The 18,727-nt window shown below is 55.8% G+C and carries 14 protein-coding genes; 7 read left to right on the top strand and 7 right to left on the bottom strand.

Annotated elements, in window-relative coordinates; all coding sequences use genetic code 11:
* Window positions 1-125: 125 nt before the first annotated feature.
* From TH3_RS12070 to TH3_RS12050, 5 genes are all read left to right on the top strand, one after another.
* The gene (locus TH3_RS12070; RefSeq protein ID WP_007090275.1) at window positions 126-377 is read left to right on the top strand and encodes a hypothetical protein; all 252 of its coding nucleotides are present in this window, start codon (window positions 126-128) and stop codon (window positions 375-377) included.
* A gap of 156 nt (window positions 378-533) precedes the next feature.
* Window positions 534-1,136 carry a nucleoside deaminase gene (locus TH3_RS12065; RefSeq protein WP_007090274.1) on the top strand — a complete coding sequence of 201 codons (603 nt, stop codon included), beginning with the start codon at window positions 534-536 and terminating at the stop codon, window positions 1,134-1,136.
* A gap of 55 nt (window positions 1,137-1,191) precedes the next feature.
* A complete protein-coding gene (locus TH3_RS12060) occupies window positions 1,192-2,748 on the top strand; it encodes a DNA-3-methyladenine glycosylase 2 family protein (RefSeq protein WP_233421758.1) in 1,557 nt (518 codons plus the stop codon).
* Window positions 2,745-3,272 (top strand): methylated-DNA--[protein]-cysteine S-methyltransferase, encoded by a 528-nt coding sequence (locus TH3_RS12055; protein ID WP_007090272.1) that lies wholly within the window; start codon window positions 2,745-2,747, stop codon window positions 3,270-3,272. The genes TH3_RS12060 and TH3_RS12055 overlap by 4 nt, the downstream gene beginning before the upstream one ends.
* 85 nt (window positions 3,273-3,357) lie before the next feature.
* A complete protein-coding gene (locus TH3_RS12050; RefSeq protein ID WP_007090271.1) occupies window positions 3,358-3,993 on the top strand; it encodes a glutathione S-transferase family protein in 636 nt (211 codons plus the stop codon).
* A gap of 71 nt (window positions 3,994-4,064) precedes the next feature.
* On the opposite strand, the gene adhP is transcribed toward TH3_RS12050, so the two are convergent.
* The 5 genes from adhP to TH3_RS12025 all read right to left on the bottom strand — a co-directional run bounded on the left by adhP (window position 4,065) and on the right by TH3_RS12025 (window position 10,767).
* Window positions 4,065-5,087, bottom strand: a complete 1,023-nt coding sequence (adhP, locus tag TH3_RS12045) for an alcohol dehydrogenase AdhP (RefSeq protein WP_007090270.1) — start codon at window positions 5,085-5,087, stop codon at window positions 4,065-4,067.
* Between the two features lie 140 nt (window positions 5,088-5,227).
* Complete coding sequence (locus tag TH3_RS12040) at window positions 5,228-6,046, bottom strand: ferritin-like domain-containing protein (protein WP_007090269.1); 819 nt, start codon at window positions 6,044-6,046, stop codon at window positions 5,228-5,230.
* Between the two features lie 144 nt (window positions 6,047-6,190).
* Window positions 6,191-6,961, bottom strand: coding sequence for a response regulator (locus TH3_RS12035; RefSeq protein WP_007090268.1), 771 nt, complete (start codon window positions 6,959-6,961; stop codon window positions 6,191-6,193).
* A 241-nt stretch (window positions 6,962-7,202) separates the two neighbouring features.
* Window positions 7,203-7,667 carry a thioredoxin-dependent thiol peroxidase gene (gene bcp, locus TH3_RS12030; RefSeq protein ID WP_007090267.1) on the bottom strand — a complete coding sequence of 155 codons (465 nt, stop codon included), beginning with the start codon at window positions 7,665-7,667 and terminating at the stop codon, window positions 7,203-7,205.
* Between the two features lie 130 nt (window positions 7,668-7,797).
* On the bottom strand, window positions 7,798-10,767 hold the full coding sequence (locus TH3_RS12025; RefSeq protein ID WP_007090266.1) for a bifunctional [glutamine synthetase] adenylyltransferase/[glutamine synthetase]-adenylyl-L-tyrosine phosphorylase: 2,970 nt from the start codon (window positions 10,765-10,767) through the stop codon (window positions 7,798-7,800).
* Between the two features lie 284 nt (window positions 10,768-11,051).
* On the opposite strand from TH3_RS12025, the gene TH3_RS12020 reads away from it, so the two are divergent.
* Window positions 11,052-14,588, top strand: coding sequence for a YhdP family protein (locus tag TH3_RS12020; protein ID WP_007090265.1), 3,537 nt, complete (start codon window positions 11,052-11,054; stop codon window positions 14,586-14,588).
* Between the two features lie 69 nt (window positions 14,589-14,657).
* On the opposite strand, the gene tyrS is transcribed toward TH3_RS12020, so the two are convergent.
* A complete protein-coding gene (gene tyrS, locus TH3_RS12015) occupies window positions 14,658-15,911 on the bottom strand; it encodes a tyrosine--tRNA ligase (RefSeq protein WP_007090264.1) in 1,254 nt (417 codons plus the stop codon).
* A gap of 205 nt (window positions 15,912-16,116) precedes the next feature.
* On the opposite strand from tyrS, the gene TH3_RS12010 reads away from it, so the two are divergent.
* Window positions 16,117-17,232, top strand: a complete 1,116-nt coding sequence (locus TH3_RS12010) for an anhydro-N-acetylmuramic acid kinase (protein WP_007090263.1) — start codon at window positions 16,117-16,119, stop codon at window positions 17,230-17,232.
* Window positions 17,233-17,327: 95 nt separating this feature from the next.
* Here the strand turns inward: TH3_RS12010 and TH3_RS12005 are convergent, their stop codons facing one another.
* Entirely contained in the window at window positions 17,328-18,695 is a 1,368-nt protein-coding gene (locus tag TH3_RS12005; RefSeq protein ID WP_040059618.1) for an IS1182 family transposase, read from the bottom strand.
* Window positions 18,696-18,727: the final 32 nt, after the last annotated feature.

Raw genomic sequence — 18,727 nt, 5'->3', positions numbered from 1 at the left:
GTGTGGCAGTGTGTTGCCGATAAGCAAAATCCGTTGAAAAACGAAAGGGCCAAGTCTTTGAAAAATAGGGCCTCGGCGGGTTTTGCATCTTGAGTAAACGTCTATCAGTCAGGTGAAGTCCAAAAATGCCGCGTCAGTCCCATGGCCAGGTCGCTGTTGGCGACCAGTTCAAACTTGCCACCCCGAATGGTCCCATTTTCGAGGTCATCAAAATCCGCGAAATGAGACCGGTTGATCATGCCCTGATCACCAAGGTTCGGGATCGAAAATCGCCGACGCTTATCGCGGTTACGACCTTGCTGGACCCGGATTTCTATCGCCCTGTTCCCGCCGATCAGCGTTACGAAGACATCAATGATGGCATCCTGCGTGGTTAGGAAACCATCCGGTTCCTGCCGCTATCAATATGCCGCACATAGTGTTTCTCCCGTCCGGTCACAAAACCTGCAATAAATTCTGTTGGCAGGGCGGTTCATTGACGATGAAATGGAAGCCATCAAAAAGCATCAAACATTTCATCGGGAACCGCCCTTATGCCACGCGACGACAGAACCGCCCTTCTTGCCACCCTGTTTGCCACACTTGAAAACGACATCCTGCCCAAAACCCGCAAGGGTGTCGCCGCCGGTAACAAGATTTTCGGGGCGGCCCTGTTGCGCAAATCCGATCATTCGCTGGTGCTGGCCGAAACCAATAATGAGACGGAAAACCCGCTTTGGCATGGTGAAGTGCATTGCCTGAAACGGTTTTACGAAATGCCTGCTGATGCGCGCCCTGCAACGTCGGATCTTATTTTCCTGTCAACGCACGAACCCTGTTCGATGTGCCTGTCGGCGATCACCTGGGCCGGGTTTGATAATTTCTATTATTTCTTCAGCTATGAGGATTCCCGCGATGCGTTTGAAATTCCCCATGACCTTAAAATCCTCAAGGAAGTCTTCACCCTTGATGCCGGGGAATACAACAAATCCAACGCATTCTGGCAAAGTCATTCCATGATGGGCATGATTGCCGACCTACCCGAAGCCGACCGTGCAGCGTGGTGTGAAAAGGCAAAATCGATTGCCGCGCAATATGACGCGCTTTCTGATCAGTATCAGGAAGGCAAGGGCGCAAACGATATTCCGTTGAACTAAGACTGCCGGTGGGTTCCGGCGGTTTCACGTTTGAGTCCGAATCTGGCGAGTTTTATTGCTGTGTTCTGCTACACTGCCGGGTATGGAACAGCTCAATGACGATATCTGCTATCACGCATTAAAGGCCCGGGATCGCCGGTTTGACGGTCGGTTTTACACCGCCGTTCTGACCACCGGGATTTTCTGCCGTCCGATATGCCCGGCCGTCACGCCAAAGCGCGTGAATGTGCAATTTTATCCCAGTGCCGAGGCGGCAATTGCCCACGGGTTCCGCCCGTGCCTGCGCTGCCGCCCCGAAGCCGCCCCCGGATCACCGGCCAGTGCCGGGGTTCACGCCACCGTTGCCCGTGCGGTAAGGCTGATCGAAGAAGGCGCCCTTGAAACCGGATCGGTCGAACAGCTTGCCGACCGGCTTGGCGTCGGAGATCGTCATCTGCGCCGTATTTTCAAGGAACATACCGGCGTCACCCCGCAGGATCATGCCAAGGCAAGGCGTCTGCTGCGTGCCCGGCAACTGATTGTCGACAGCAACCTGTCGATGACGGAAATCGCCGATATTGCCGGGTTCGGCAGTTTGCGCCGGTTCAATGACGCCATGAAAACCGCCTATGGCCACGCACCAACCGCGTTCCGGCGCGGCATAAAGGCCGAACCCGTGTCAGATAAAAACGATAATGATCCCTTCGCGCCCAAAAGCGACGATCTGATCCTGCGCCTGCGCGCCCGCCAACCCTTTGATGCCGACTACCTTCTGACATTCTTCCGGGCACGCGCCATTCCGGGGCTGGAGGCGGTGGGCGACCGCACCTATGCCCGCGGCTTTCGCATCCATGATGCCGTCGGTCTGATGATTTGCCGGTTTGCGAGCGATCAGGGCGGGGTGGACGTCATCCTGCGCGGTCCGGCGCGTGACGCCGTGCTTGAAATCGGGGGCCGGGTGCGGCGGTTGTTTGATCTGGATGCCGATGTGCCCTCAATCACGGCGCTGTTTGCCGATGATGAATTGCTGCGCCCGCTGGTCGATAAACGCCCGGGCTTGCGTGTGCCCGGATGCTGGGACCGGTTCGAACTGGCGATCCGGGCGGTACTGGGTCAACAGGTTTCGGTTGCCGCCGCCCGTACCTTGGCCGGGCGACTGGTGGCCCGCTTTGGCGAGGTTTTGCCTGAAAACCTGATTGCCGGAACCGGCATCACCCATCTGTTTCCGAAACCCGCAACCATGCAGGAACAGGAATTGATATCAATCGGGCTTACGACCCGCCGCGCCCAGACACTTGCCGATATCATCGATCTGTTTGCCGATCCGCAATGTGACCGACAATCGGGCGATGACATCCTGGCGGCAATGACCGCGACCAAGGGGATCGGCCCGTGGACGTTGAATTATTTCGGCCTGCGCGGGCTTGGCGATCCGGATGCCTTCCCGGCGGCTGATCTTGGCATCCTGAAGGCATCTGAAATCGGTGGGGGACCAGCAAAGCCCAAACCATTGGAACAGCATGCCGAACGCTGGCGTCCGTGGCGTGCCTATGCCGCGCAATATCTGTGGTCGGCACTTGAACAGGAACATGCGCCAAAGCCAAAGCCCCAGCCTCCAAGGAAAGGGAAATGACCATGACAACCCGCATCGACATTGCCCGCTATGACTGCCCGATTGGCAAACTCAGCCTTGCGATGGTGGATGGCGAACTGGTGCATCTGGATTTCGAAAACAACGATACCCGCCTGCACACCATCCAGACCCGACGCTTTAAAAATGTCGACTGGCACGAAGGCGGTGTTGCCCCAAAATCCGTCACCGATTGGCTGGACAGTTATTTTGCCGGTCGTCTCATGCCCTTGCCGATGGATGATGTGCGGATGATCGGCACCGATTTTCAGAAATCGGCTTGGGATGCCCTGATCGCCATACCCAGCGGCGAAAGCCGATCCTATGCCGGGCAGGCCGATATCCTTGGCAACCCCAAAGCGGTTCGCGCGGTGGCACGTGCCAATGCACTTAACCCGGTTTCGATCATTGTGCCCTGCCACCGGGTCATCGGATCGGACGGGACTTTGACCGGCTATGCCGGTGGGCTTGATCGCAAACGCTGGCTGCTCGATCACGAGGCGAGGATGGCCCGAAAAGCCGCCTGATCCCCGATAATCCTGAATTTTCCTGAGTAACGACCGGCGGATCATGTGCCGGAACGCTATTTCTTTGCCTGAAAGGTCTCATCTGATGAAGCTTTATGATTATGCCGGATCACAAAACGCGTGGAAGATACGACAGCTTTGCGCCCATCTGGGCCGTGAATACCAAACACAATGGGTTTCGATTTTTGCCGGTGAAAGCCATACCGATGGGTTCTATAAAATGAACCCGGCGGGGGCGGTGCCGGTGCTTGAACTTGATGATGGGCGCTTTATTGCTGAATCCAATGCCATCCTTCTTTATCTGGCGGATGGAACGGATTATTTGCCCTCGGACGCCTTTGAGCGCGCCAAGGTCTGCCAGTGGCTGTTTTTCGAAGCTGACTATGTTCAGGCAACTATCGCAAGCTTGCGATACTGGAATTTGACGGGAAAAAATGACGCCAATCATGCACAGCTACCAAACCGACGTGCTAGCGCCAAAAATGTGCTGGCGATGCTTGACCGTCACTTAAGTCATCAGGATTTCCTCGCAAATTCGCGCTATTCCGTCGCGGATATCGCCGTTTATGCCTACACGCATCTGGCGCATGAAGCCGATCTGGATATGGTGCTTTACGATGGGCTTACCGCTTGGATTAGGCGGGTGGGCAACATCGTTGGCGATGCGGTGCCGGTGCGTTATTACAGCGAAGATCCGCTAAGCGGGCAGGATTTGAAATAAATGTGGTCAAATGCCAAAGGGCCGTCTTTTCAGGGCGGCCCTTTGGCTATTTCAGCGATAAATCGGGTTGATCAGATCGACATCACGATACGGCCATCAATGGTTCCGGCCCGCATGCGATCAAAGATCGAATTGATGTTTTCCATCGGTTCGGTGGTGAAGTGCGAATGCACCTTGCCATCGCCGGCAAATTCCAATGCTTCCTGAAGGTCGGCACGTGTACCGACGATGGAGCCGCGAATGGTTTTGCGCGACAGGACGGTATCAAAGATATCAAGCTCGAACTTGCCGGGCGGCAGGCCGCACAATGCCATGGTGCCATGACGGCCCAGCATGCCAACACCCTGCGCAAAGGCGGATTTGGAAACGGCAGTTACCAGAACCCCGTTCGCCCCGCCCATCTGTTTTTGCACTTCGGCAACCACATCGGTTTCCTTGGCATTCAGAACCCAATCAGCGCCAAGGTCCTTGGCAAGTTTCAGTTTTTCCGGGCTGATATCAACCGCGATCACCTTCATGCCCATGGCCTTGGCATATTGCACGGCCATGTGACCAAGCCCGCCGACACCAGAAATGACAACGGTTTCACCCGGTTTGCATTCGGTTTCCTTAAGCCCCTTGTAAACCGTGACCCCGGCGCAAAGCACCGGTGCGGCATTGCCAAATTCAAGCGGGTCGGGCAGGTGGCCGACATAGTTCGGATCGGCAAGAACATATTCGGCAAACCCGCCATTGACCGAATAACCGGTATTAAGCTGTTCGCCGCAAAGTGTTTCCCAGCCGGTAATGCAATGATGGCAATGCCCGCAGGCCGAATGCAGCCACGGCACACCAACCCGGTCGCCTTCCTTGACCGATGTGACGCCTTCGCCAACTTCGGCAACGATGCCCACACCTTCATGGCCGGGGATAAAGGGCGGGTTCGGCTTGACCGGCCAGTCGCCTTCGGCAGCGTGAAGATCGGTATGGCAAACGCCGGATGCCGTGATCTTTACAAGAATTTTGCCGGGCGTGACTTTGGGGACGGTGACTTCCTCAATCGACAATGGCTTGCCGAATTCCCGCACAACGGCGGCCTTCATGGTAGCAGGCATGCTCATATCCTCCTTGCGGAATGATTTTATGCCCACCGGTAGCGGGCATGCATTAAGCGCGCAGGAAGGGTATAGGATAATATGGTTCTAAACTTTGCGATGTATCAAGGAACGGGATAAAAACCGCATCGGCCCTGCCCCTATTCATCCTCGCCCGGCAGTTCCAGAACATAGTCCTGATAATAATCGGGTGGCATTCCGGCTTCGTATCGGGCTTCGTCGTTAAAGGGCGGTTTAAGCGGGCCGCGAAAATGTTTGCGCAGCATGTCATGCCATGTCGTGTAATAGGGCAGGCCGCGCTGATCGCAGACATATTCATAATATTTACGCCCCGCCGCGACATGGGCGATTTCATCATGGGCGATGATTTTAAGGATGCGCGCACTTTCGGTATCCCCATGCGACAGCAACCGTTCGATGGTTGGTGGGGTGGCATCAAGGCCGCGTGCCTCGAACACCATCGGCACGACCGCCAGACGCGGCAGAATGTCATAGGCCGTGTCCATCGATGTTTGCCACAGGCCATCATGGGCAGGCAAATCGCCATAGGCCGCATCCATTTCACCCAGACGTTTGTTGATCATCTTGAAATGACGGGCTTCGTCGTCTGCAACCTGAACCCAGGCATCGTGAAAATGCTTGGGCATGTCGGCTTCGGGAAACCGCACGCAAAGATCCCACGCCAGATCGATGGCATTAAGTTCGATATGGGCCAGTGCATGCAGAAGCCCGATGCGGCCCTGAACGCTGCCTTTTTTGCGTTTGGGCATTTTGTTGGGCGGCAGCAGTTCCGGTTTTGCCGGGCGTCCGGGGCGATCTGGAAGATCGGTTGAACCCACCTCGGTAATCTCGCCATTGCGCCACATCGCCGCCATTTCGGCGGTGACATCGGCTTTTTCCGTGGCATCCGCCGTCAGAAGGGCGCGTTTGGCTGCTTCGGCAAGGGTCAGGCGGGACATGAGGCTTTTCCGGAAAATGAAGGTTTACCGGCATTCTGTGCCATGTGCAGGATAACGGGTCAATCCCGGCATGGTGATGGTACGAAAAAGGGCGACCGGAAAAATCACGGTCGCCCTGTCAAACCCGGATATATCGATGATGTCTCAGGTAATGTTGAAGCGCGCCAGTGCTTCGGCCAGATCTTCGCCAAAGGCCGGGCCTTTGCGGATGATCGCGGTTCGGCATGGCAGGTCCTGAAGGGACGGGTGGTTCGGGGCATCCGATGTCAGAACCGCGGTCGGAATGCTGCGGGTTTTCGGCATGGCCTGCAACGCACTGGCAACGTCAACACCGCCAAGCTCATCAATGGTTTTGGCAACGATGATGAAATCCGGGCGGGTGCGCACGGCAAGTTCAATCGCCTCAAACGAGCTTTGCGTGACCGAACAGCGATAACCGCAAGCCGCCAGTTCGCGTTCGACAATGGCTGACATGGAACGTTGCGGAATGACCAGAAGGGCTTCGACATTGGTCTTTTTAAGCCAGTTCGGATCAATGTCAGGGGCACGTTTGGACGGCAGTTCGCGCACGAATTCGGCTGAATCGGCACCGCCACCGGACATGTCACCATCCAGCAGCCCCTCGATCTTGTCGATAAAGGCCTGAATATCGGCAATCGCGTCCTCGGTCAGTTCGCGGCATGTCGTGACATAATCTGCAAGACGGTGGCTGGTCAGATTGACCAGCGGCGCGTTAACCGACTTGCCCTTGTATCGAAGATTGAAAATTTCGCGCTGGATCGATGTCAGGATCGCCGGATCGGCCTTGCTGCGCGCATTCTGAAGATGCACGCCGATGCTGTTGACGATGTCGTTCGCCTCATCACGGAAATCGGCGAGCATCTGATCGTCGAGATCGATAACATTCTTGTTCATTGTTTTACCCTGCCTTGCCGGTTCCCCGGTCGTTCGCCATTCACCAGGAAGTGTAAAAATCGATACACCTTATACTCCCATATCCGGATTCTTAGCCCGACAAACAAGGCAAGGCAACATATTGAATAAGGGTAGGGTTTATTAGGTGCCTGAAAAATATCCGTTTTTAATTGTTATAAAAATGCAAAACCGGCCGGATTCTCATCCGACCGGTCCCTATTCGTAAGACTGGGGCGGTAAATTACAGTGCTTTGACCGCGGCAAGAACCTCTGCCACGTGGTTCTTGACCTTTACCTTGCGCCAGACATTCCGGATCACGCCATCACCATCAATGACGAATGTGCTGCGCTCGATTCCCATGAATTTTTTGCCATACATGCTTTTTTCGGTCCAGGTACCGTAATCCTCGCAGGTCGTGCTGTTTTCATCCGATGCGAGGATAAAGTTCAGGTCATGTTTGGCCTTGAACTTGTCGTGACTGTTGGCACTGTCCTTGGAAATACCGATGATCTGGGCGTTGACCGCGCTGAAATCGGGTTCGGCATCGCGGAATTCGCACGATTCCGTCGTGCAGCCCGGCGTCATATCCTTGGGATAGAAATAGATCACAACCGGTTTGCCCTTAAGGTCCGATAATTTGACCGAACCGCCGCCGTCGGTCGGCAGGTCGAAATCAGGGGCTTTGTCACCAACATCAAGTGCCATTGTTCTATCCTTGTTCAAAGTTGCACGTCCCTGACCAGCTTCGGAAAGCCATGTCAGGAAGTTTCTCCAGACCGTGCTTGCGAAAATACAAAACCTTATAAGCATTGCAAATTGTTCCGGATCACTCTGCTCATTCTGAACGGGGCGGAAGTTTTTCGGCCGGTTCGGTAATCAGACGATCATAGATCGCCTTGATCCGGCCTGCTGTTTCGTCAAGCTTGGCCTGAAGGGCATCGAAATCATCGCATTGCCCGGCGCGTGCGAGCATACGGCGCAAATCGGTACTGGCATTTGCGGGATCAAACGGCCCTTCGGTCGTCAGGCGCAGCATTGCCTGCAACGCCAGCCAGAATGATCCGGCATTGGCAAGGAAGGTTGCTTCTTCTGCCTCCAGTATCCCGGCGGATGACAGGTTTTTGAAAACCTCGCGCGTGGTGGGCGACAGGATTTCGGGATGGGTATGGGCATGCGCCAGTTGCAGATATTGCGCAATGAATTCCAGATCAACCAACCCGCCGCGCCGCATCTTGATCGCCCAGGGGTGGCTATCCCCCTTGCCGGCATCCATGCGGTTGCGCATGTCATAAACATCGCGCAGAAGATCATCGGGATTGCGCTTTTTCTGCAACACCGAATTGGTGGTTTCCATGACCCTGTCGCACAGGGCCTGCGGGCCATAAACCGGACGTAACCGGGTCAGTGCCATATGCTCCCACGTCCAGGCCTCGTTAAGCTGATAGGCCTCGAAACTTTTGAAATGGGTGGCAAGTGGTCCCTTGTTGCCACTGGGGCGCAGGCGAAGGTCGGTTTCAAACAGGACCCCCTCGGCCGTCGGTGCCGAAAGGGCGTTGATGTAACGCTGGCTGAGCCGGATGTAATAATGGCCGGGGCTAAGCGGCTTTTCGCCATTTGATTCTTCGGCATCCTCGGGCACTTCATAGACAAAGATCATATCAAGATCGGAACCGGGCGAAAGTTCCTGCCCGCCATGTTTGCCAAGCGCAAAGACCGCAAGCCCGCCATCGTCAAACTTGCCATGCTTTTGCGCAAAATCATCGGCAATGCGCGGGAAAAGCGCGCGAATGGCCACATCGGCGACATCGGCCAATGCCCGGCCTGCCTGATGCGGGGTATGGCGGTTCTGGATGGTTTGCACATCAATGCGGAACTTCTGATCGTTCGCCCAGCGCCGTGCGGTATCAAGCCAGTCTTCGACCATATCCTCGCGCGAAAGAAGGCTGTTGAGTTCCTCAAGCATCGTATCGGCATCGGGCAGTTCGTCGTGGAAGCCCGACATCAGAACATAATCAAGCACCCCGGCATTGCGCCCCAGATATTTGGCCATGCGCGGTGCCGTACCGGCAATCTGCGCCAGAAGCTCAAGCAGTTCCGGATTTGCCGTCAGCAACGAGAAAAGCTGAACGCCAGCAGGCAGCCCTTTGAGGAATTCATCAAAGGCGCGAAACGCCATGTCCGGGTTGGTGGTTTGCGACAATGCCTTCAACAGGGTCGGCATCAGCTCGGTCAGGATTTCACGTGCCCGCCTTGACCGGGTGGCACGATAACGCCCGTGATGCCATCCGCGCACGGTAACCGAAACATTGGTCGGGTTCTCGAACCCCATATGGCGCAGATTTTCAATTGTATCAGGGTCGTCTTCCGTTCCGGTAAAGACAAGATTGCCGTCGGATGCGACCAGGGGAATATCATCTTCGAAAAGTTCGGCATAATTGCTTTCGACCTTGCGCAGATGATGCAACAGATCGGCTTTGAAACCATCAAGCGTGGCATAGCCAAGGAAGGTCGCAAGCCCGTGCAGTCCTTCGTCATTGTCGGGCAATGTCTGCGTCTGCTGGTCGTTTGTCATTTGCAAACGATGTTCGACGGTGCGCAAAAACTCATAGGCGACAAGCATTTCGTCGCGAACCTGTTCGGTAATCTGGCCAAATTCGGTCAATTCGCGCAGCGCATCACAGGTCGCCTTGCAGCGGAGCGCAACCTCGCGCCCGCCCCAGATCAGTTGCTGGGTCTGGGCGAAAAATTCGATCTCGCGAATGCCGCCACGGCCAAGCTTGATATTGTGGCCCGGAATCACGACCTTGCTGCCGCCCTTGTGGGCGTTGATCTGGCGTTTGATCGAATGAATGTCCTGAATGGCAAGGAAATCAAGATGCTTGCGCCAGACATAAGGGCGCAATATTTCAAGGAATATATCGCCTGATTTTTTGTCTCCTGCAACGATGCGTGCCTTGATCATGGCTGCACGTTCCCAGTTCTGACCAACCGTCTCGTAATAGGTTTCAGCCGCCAGCATCGACAGGATCGGCGGGGTGGATGCCGGATCGGGGCGCAGGCGCAGATCGGTGCGGAAAACATAGCCATCACCGGTGCGTTCTTCCATGATGCGCGTGACATCGCGCACCATCCGCACCAGATCCTGCTGCAAGCGATCCGGGTCGATATAGGTGACGACCTCGTGATCATAAAGGAAGATCAGGTCGATATCGGATGAATAGTTAAGCTCTTTGGCGCCAAGCTTTCCCATGCCAATCGCAAATATCCCGCAATCGCGCAACGGATCATCGGGATGGGGCAGGTCGAATTTGCGCTGTCTGGCCGTTGCCGAAAGGCAATGCGCCAAGGCGAACTCAAGCGTGACCTCGGCTGTAGTGCTAATCGCGCTCGTGATTTTATCAAGCGTCCACGCCTTGCAGATATCGGCCATTGCAATAACCAAAGCCGCCCGGCGTTTCGCCTTGCGCACTTCGGCCATGGTGTTTGCCTGATCCAGGGCGCTGGCATTGGCACTTTTGCGCACCGGATCAAGGGCGGCGTCAAAGGCAACGTCAAGTCCCTGATCAAAAGTCAGACAGACGATATCGGGATCGCGCAGGCACAGGTTTGTCAGGTACGGGCTATTGCCAAACATTGCCGCCAGAACATCTTTTTTCGGGCTGTTGGCCGCAATGTCGCCAATCTGTTGTGCCAGATGTTCAAAGACGGGACGATCGGCAAGTGCTGACCATCTTTCGAAACCGTTATTGCAGCGATCCGCATCGAAGGGTTTCGGCAGATCAGGTGTAATCCAGGAAAGAGACACTTTTTGCTTTCCTTGTGTTGCTCTTGTTATTGCTCTTGGACGTCGAACCGGGCTATCCCTTGGCTTGTCGTGCTTTGCTGGCTATTTCCGGCATCCGGTCAGGGGCAGGACATGACACAGATTGTTTCCTTTGTTTCCGACGATACCAAAAAGGCGACAGGGAAACAGTATCAGTTTACATTTATTAGGTTTTTCGCCATCCGCGAAACTTCATTGGCTTGACGGCGTTATTGCATTGATTGAAAAGTCATTCATGGCATCGTAAATTCGGGATCTTTAGGCAGGTGCGTCGCATCAAAATCTTTACCGGCTGGTGTGGGCTGCTTCTTGCTGCCGTGGTCCTGTTTGTCGGCGTTTTCCTTGGTGTACTGGTCTGGCGCATCTCGCAAGGCCCGGTTTCCCTGCATCGTCTCGTACCGTATGTCGTGGCCGAGCTGAACGAAAGCAGCGGCGATACCCGTTTCGATGTCGGCGATATGGTCCTGTTCTGGCGCGGATGGCAGGAACGGTTCGATATCCGATTGCGCGATGTTTCGGTCCGCGACGGTGCGGACAATGAAATGCTGCATGTTCCAGAGGCCGACGTGGTGTTTTCCAGCCGCGCATTGTTTGACGGCGTTCTGGCGCTGCGCGAACTCAACCTGATCGGCCCCAAATTACGCCTTGTGCGCCGTGCCGATGGCAAGATCGATATCGGCTATACCGCGAACGAACAGGCAAGCCGCGAAACCACGGATGCGGTGAAATCTGATACGGTACCTGTGCCTGCGGCAGAAACCGATAGCGCAGATGACGTTGCAGGTACGGCACCAGCCCAGAACAATCCCGATCAACCCGTCGTAACCATGCCGATGCCAACCGCCTCGGAAAACGCATCGCCCGAACCCGATCAACCGTTAAGCGATGCACAGCGCGGCATCCGCGACGGCAGCAGTGCAATGCGCGAAATCGTTGCGATCCTGTCGGGCGAGGCCGCCGATTTCCCGGCAGCAGCCTATTTTGAATCGTTCGGGGTGTCTGGCGCGGATCTTCAAGTACGTGACGAGGCGCTTGATATCGTCTGGTCTGCACCGTCTGCCGATATCCGACTGTCGCGCAAACCCATGGGTATCCACGCGGATGCGACGATGAAGGTCAATGCCGGGACGGTCTCGACCGATGTGAATGTCACCGCCGAATATGACAGCCGGATCGAAGAAATCGATATGGCGGTCGATCTGGGCGAAGTCGTTCCATCACAACTGACCAGCATTTCCGATATGTTTGCCGATCTGGCCGGGATCGAGGTGCCGGTAACCGGACGTGTCACCGCAAAACTTGGCGCGGATGGCAGCGTGATCGAACTTGGCACCGATCTTGATCTTGGGGTCGGGCGGGTTGATTTTCCCGCCCCCATGACCGCTTCCTATCATGTCACCGGTGGCAAGGCGGATCTGAGCTTCGTACCCGGTCGGCTGAGCTTTGATGACGTCCGGATCGAAGCCGGGGAAACCGCCGTGGTGCTCAAAGGTGTTGCGCTAAACCCGCTGGGCCAGTGGGCCATCGATATCACGGCGACGGCAACCGATGTGCGGACCAATGACCTGCCGCAATTGTGGCCCGAAACCATTGGCCATAATGCACGCACCTGGGTGGTTGAAAACCTGACAGACGGGATCGTTCATCAGGCCGAACTGCGCACCAGACTGCATCAGGACGAAACCGGAAACATCGTTGTCGATCATCTGGACGGCGAAATGAACATGACCGGTGTTACCGTGCATTACCTTGGCGATATGCCATCGGTTCTGGGGGCAGGCGGACGGGCGGAGTTTGATCAGTCGAGTTTCAGCATTTTCGTTAATGAAGGCGAAGCTGACGGGATCGTGGTTGACGAGGCAACGCTTGTCTTCTCGCAGCTTGATACCGACACCGAAATGGCCGATATCGAGGTTGTCGCCCACGGCGGCGCGCGCAATGTGCTTGAAATGATCGATGAAGAACCGCTTGGTTTCGCAACCAAGCTTGGCATCGATCCCGCACAGGTCGATGGCGAACAGGCAACCCGCGTCAAGCTGCATTTCCCGTTGCTCAAAGACCTGTCTTTCGATGATGTCGAAGTCGCCGCTGCCTCGCGCATCGAAAATGCCGCGATTACCGATGCGTTCCGTGAACTTGATCTTTCCGATGGCACCTTTGAATTGCAGGTCAATACCAAGGGGCTCGAACTGTCGGGCGAGGCCGCGATTGGCAAGGGCCGAACAAACATCAAATGGATCGAAAGCTTTGCCGATGATACGCCCGTCATCAGCCACTATGACCTTGAAGGCGACCTTGATCTTGCCGCGTTGGAACAGGTCGGCTTTGCCGCTGATCCCTATGCAAGCGGTGTCGCCACCGGCAAGGTCACCATCGAACATCTGCGCAGCCGCGATGTCGTGATCAAGGCACAAACCAGCCTGTCTGCCGCCGACATTAAGCTTGATATGGTCGATTATCACAAAACACCGGGGCAGGATGCCAGCCTTGCGTTTGACCTGACCGTCAAGGCCAATGGGGCGGGTGAAGTCCGGTCGTTTGATCTGATGGCGCCTGAACTGGTCGCCAAGGCCAAGGGGCGCTGGCGCGGCGACAGCCCGATTGCCGATAAGTTCACCATCAATCTGAATGATACCCGGTTCCGCGAAAACCTTGCCGTATCCGGGGCCATCACGGTTGATCAGGGGGGCAAGCTTCTGGTCGATCTCAAGGGTAATCAGTTTGATCTGCGTTCCTTCGTCGAAGACAGCCCAAAGGACGGCGTGCAAAAATCGGCCAGCCCGGCGGGGGATTTCGATGCGATGGATATCCGGCTCGAAGCCTCCGAATTTCTGATCAAGGGGGACCGTCCCGTTCTGCGCGATGGATCGATCCTGCTTAACCAGACCGGCGAAAACCGCGAGGTTGAAATCGCCGCTCGTCAGGCCGATGCGCAGCCATGGATCGCCGATGACGATGCGCCGCGTGATCCCGGCCCCGTCGAAAGCCCCAATAGTGGTGGCATCGGCCAGAATGCCTCGCGCGTTGGCGGGAAGACCGATATCTTCCTGTCGATCGATCAGGTGATCATGGCCAATTCCGAATTGCTTGGCGATCTTGAAGGTTCCATTCACGTCGTTGGCGACGAATGGGACGGACTGGTTCTGAACGGCACATTGGGGGATCGGTCAAACGTCTTTGTCCAGGTCGAACGCAAGGATGCGAAAACGCGAAATGTCCGCCTGACCAGCGAAGATGCCGGCAAGTTCCTGCGTGCGGTGGATTTGTACGAGAATCTTCTGGGGGGCGCGCTTGCCATCGAGGGGACGGTTGATGATAGCACATGGTCGCAACCCTTCACGGGCAAGGTCAATATCACGGCTTTCCGGGCGGTGAATGCACCGCTTGCCGCCCGTGTTCTGGGCGCGGCATCGCTCACCGGTCTTGCCGATGTGCTGGGCGGAAACGGCATTGCCTTTGACGAACTGAACGGCGATTTCACCTATGCCAATGATGTGCTCGCGCTCAGCAAATTTGCCGCCAACGGCTCGGCGGTTGGCGTGACCAGCAATGGCTCGATTGACATGGCAAAGGCCGAAATCAGGCTGGCGGGGTCAATCGTTCCGATCTATGCGCTTAATTCCGCCCTTGGTGCGATACCGCTTCTGGGGGATTTGCTGGTGGGCGAGGAAGGCGGCGGTATTTTCGCCCCGACCTACACCATCGAAGGCGCACTTGAAGACCCGGAAGTCACGGTCAATCCGTTATCGACCTTTGTGCCGGGCGTGTTCCGCAATCTGATAACCGGCGCTGAACCGGGATGAGATAAACAAAGACCCCGGACGCATGCCCGGGGCCTTTGATGTTCAATCCGATAAAACCGGGTGGCTGGGTCAAACCGGCTTGATCAGAACGTGGCGTTTTTTACCCGCCGAAAGCTTGATCACGCCATCAGAATTGACCGCATCACCGCCAATGATGATGTTTTCATCATCGACTTTCTCGTCATTGATCTTGGCACCACCACCCTTGATCAGGCGGCGCGCTTCGCCCCCCGATTTGGCAAGGTCGGCACGACGGAACAGATCAAATGCCGCGATACCAGCATCAATTTCCGATTTCGGAACTTCGACAGTCGGAAGGTCGTCGGCCAGAACGCCTTCCTCAAAGGTCTTGCGCGCGGTTTCTGCTGCCGCAAGGGCGGCTTCCTCCCCACGGCACAGCTTGACCGCTTCGAACGCCAGTATTTTCTTGGCTTCGTTGATCTCGGCCCCTTCGAACTTTTCATATTCGGCAATCTGCTCAAGCGACAGCTCGGTGAACAGACGCATGAACTTGATCACGTCGGCGTCTTCGCTGTTGCGCCAGAACTGGTAATAATCATACGCCGACAGGCGTTCCTCGTTCAGCCACACCGCACCCGATGCCGTCTTGCCCATCTTCGCACCCGATGCGGTGGTCATAAGCGGCGTGGTCAGGCCAAACAATGCACTGTCATCCACACGACGGCCAAGCTCGACCCCATTGACGATATTGCCCCACTGGTCCGAACCGCCCATCTGAAGCACACAGCCATATTTGCGCTGCAGTTCGACAAAGTCATAGGCCTGCAGGATCATGTAGTTGAATTCAAGGAAGCTCAGCGACTGTTCACGTTCCAGACGCAGCTTGACGGAATCAAAGCTCAGCATCCGGTTGACCGAGAAATGACGCCCGAAATCACGCAGGAATTCGATGTAATTGATCTTGTCCAGCCAGTCGGCATTGTTGACCATGACCGCATCGGTCGGGCCATCGCCAAATGTCAGGAACTGCTGAAACACCTTCTTGATGCCGGCCATATTGGCGGCAATGATTTCATCGGTCAGAACCGGGCGGGCATCATCACGGCCGGTCGGATCACCAACACGGGTCGTGCCGCCGCCCATCAGGACAATCGGCTTGTGGCCGGTTTTCTGCAACCAGCGCAGCATCATGATCGAAACAAGCGACCCGACATGCAGGCTGTCTGCGGTGCAATCATAGCCCACATAGCACACCACCTTTTTTTCTGACGCATAGGCATCAAGCCCTTCAAGATCAGTACATTGGTGGATGTAACCGCGGTCATTCATGACGCGGAGAAAATCAGACTTCAGTTCAGTCATGGTTTTTGCGCTATGTTGGTTGTGAGTGTAAAAATACGAGCACCCCAAAGGGCGGAGGCGATGATCTAGCACAGAAAATATCCCCTCGGCAACGCATCGACGCCCTGTTTGCAATGCATGGTAACGATTTCGCGATAAATCGGGCTTAATCTGCGCTCTTGCGGCACTGACAAACGCAAAAACGCATACGGGAACGGAGTACAAAATGACAACCGGCTGGATCAAGGCCATCGGCATGATGAGCGGCACATCCCTTGACGGGGTGGATGCGGCATTGATTGAAACCGACGGCGTCGATGTCCGGCGTACCGGTCATGCCGTTTTCGTGCCGTATAGCCCTGACTTACGCGAACGCATGCGCGCCTGCTTTGGCAATCGTGCTGCCACCAACAGTGAGCATGTCGTGGCCGATGATCTGACGCTGGTGCATGTGAATGCTGTTAACATGTTGCTGGATCGTGCGGCGATTTCCCCATCCGAAATTGGTGTGATCGGTTTTCACGGCCAGACCGTGTTTCATGAACCGGCATCGGGGATCACGCGCCAGATCGGAACGCCCGATATGCTGGCCGAAAAGACCGGCATTCCGGTTGTTGCCGATTTCCGACTGGCCGATGTTGCCGCCGGGGGCGAAGGCGCGCCCTTGGCCCCGGTTTATCATGCCGCCCTGATGAAAAGTGCCGGTGTTGATATGCCGGTGGCTGTTCTTAATATCGGCGGCGTTTCCAATGTCACATGGATCGGTGCCGATGACGAATTGCTGGCTTTTGATTGCGGGCCGGGCAATGCACGTATCGATGACTGGATGTTGCGCCATACCGGCAATCCGGTCGATCTGAATGGTGCAACCGCCGCATCCGGCCTGCCGGACCCGATGATCGAGGTCAAATTCCTTGAAGACCCGTATTTCGACCGCATCCCCCCCAAATCGCTTGATCGCGAAGATATGGCACTCCGCATTGATGGGCTGGTGGCAGAGGCAAAGCTGGGCGTTGCCGACGGGGCGGCAACACTGGCGCAATGCACCGTGGCGGCGGTTGTTGCCGGGGTAAATCACCTGCCTGCGGCTCCCCTGCAATGGTTTGTCTGTGGCGGCGGGCGTCACAATGATTATTTGATGGCACATTTGAATGATCGGCTGGGTGTACCAGTACGATCCGTTGACGATCTGGACTGGGACGGCGATGCGGTCGAGGCCGAATGCTTTGGCTATCTTGCGGTCCGTCATCTTTGCGATCTGCCGCTCAGTTTTCCTGGCACAACCGGCGTTCCCGAACCATGCCGGGGCGGAAAGCTCTATCACAGCAAAAAGGCCGCCTGATCAGGCGGCCTCAGACCGCTGACAAACCCCGTCATATTTTGGCGGGGTTTTTCTTTTAGAGGTGTTTGAAAGCTGGCTTGAGTGTGCCGAGGGGATTATCCCTCAGCGATTGGCCCCTTGGGGCCCAAAGCCAGGGCTATTTTCTTGATGTTTTGGGCGGCGGCGGCCAGCAGACATTGGCATTTGACATTGATCAGTCCCCGGAACCTTGCATATCGATGACCGTGAAGCTGTTTGGCATCTGCAAAAGAGCGTTCGACCGTCTCTTTTCGGCGCTTGTAAACCCGCTTACCCCACTCTGTCAGACGATAGGCGTCAGCCCGGTCTCTGGCGTCTTGCCAGACATGGCGCGTGACAGTTTTTCGGTGGTGGGCATTGGCGGTACAGGAAGCCAGCACAGGACAGGTGCGGCATTTTTCCGGGTCGCTGTGATAATGGCGGTATCCATTTCGGTCGGTTGTCGCATAAGACAGAAGCTGACCTTCGGGGCAGCGATAAGCATCACGTTCAGGGTCATAAACGTATTTGCGTTTGGGGATGTAGCCTTCCCGAAGGTTCGGGCGGCGATAGCCCGTCACGCCAAGGATGTCACGATCTTCAAGGCCTTTGGCAATCGCGGCGGTCGCATAGCCCGCATCCAGTCCGACGGCGATAACATCAAGGTCAAAACGCTGCCTTTGTCGGTCAAGACGGTCGAGATAGGGAATGCTGTCATGCAGATTGGCCGGGGTGGCGTAACTGTCGGTAATGATCCCAAGCTTGCCATCGACCGTGCGGTGATCGAGATAGAAAAAGCCCTTGGGCTTGCCGTCGCGCACCATATATCCGCTGTCGGGATCGGTTCGGCTGATCTTGGTTTCTTTCTCAACCGGCTGGCGTTCCTTGGCTTTGAGCGGCTTTTTCGCATGAGCCGCCCGGTCTTCCTCAATCGCCAGATCCAGATCATCCCAATAGGCCGCGCGCGATTTGGCAACCACTTCGCGGTCCCATTTGTTCTTGTTGGCATCGGCCTTCAAATGCGTGCTGTCGGTATAGAGAACCTTACCATCCACCAGCCCGTGCCTGATCGCCTGCTCGACGATCTCGTCAAAAATATCCTGCGCAACACTGGCATCATGATATCGACGCCGCCGGTTCTGCGACAGGGTCGAGGCATCAAAGACCTTGTCGGTCAGCTTGAGTTGCAAAAACCAGCGATAGGCGACATTGACCTCAATCTCGCGCACAAGCTGGCGCTCCGAGCGCACGCCAAACAGATAGCCAATGAACAGCGCCTTAAACATCATCACCGGATCAAGGGCGGGACGGCCATTGTTCGCGCAGTACAAATCGGCCACGCGCGCATGGATAAAACTGAAATCGATCACGGCATCGATCTTACGAAGCAAATGATCGCTGGGGACCAAACTGTCGAGTGTCACCATCTCAAGTTCGGTTTGATGTGGGCTGGGTTTCTTAAGCATTCCCCATTGAATCAAAAATCCCCGCCAATGGC

The organism is Thalassospira xiamenensis M-5 = DSM 17429, assembly GCF_000300235.2.
Classification (GTDB): Bacteria; Pseudomonadota; Alphaproteobacteria; order Rhodospirillales; family Thalassospiraceae; genus Thalassospira; species Thalassospira xiamenensis.
The sequence above is the reverse complement of the archived record's forward strand: the minus strand, read 5'-3'. Positions and strand labels throughout refer to the sequence as shown.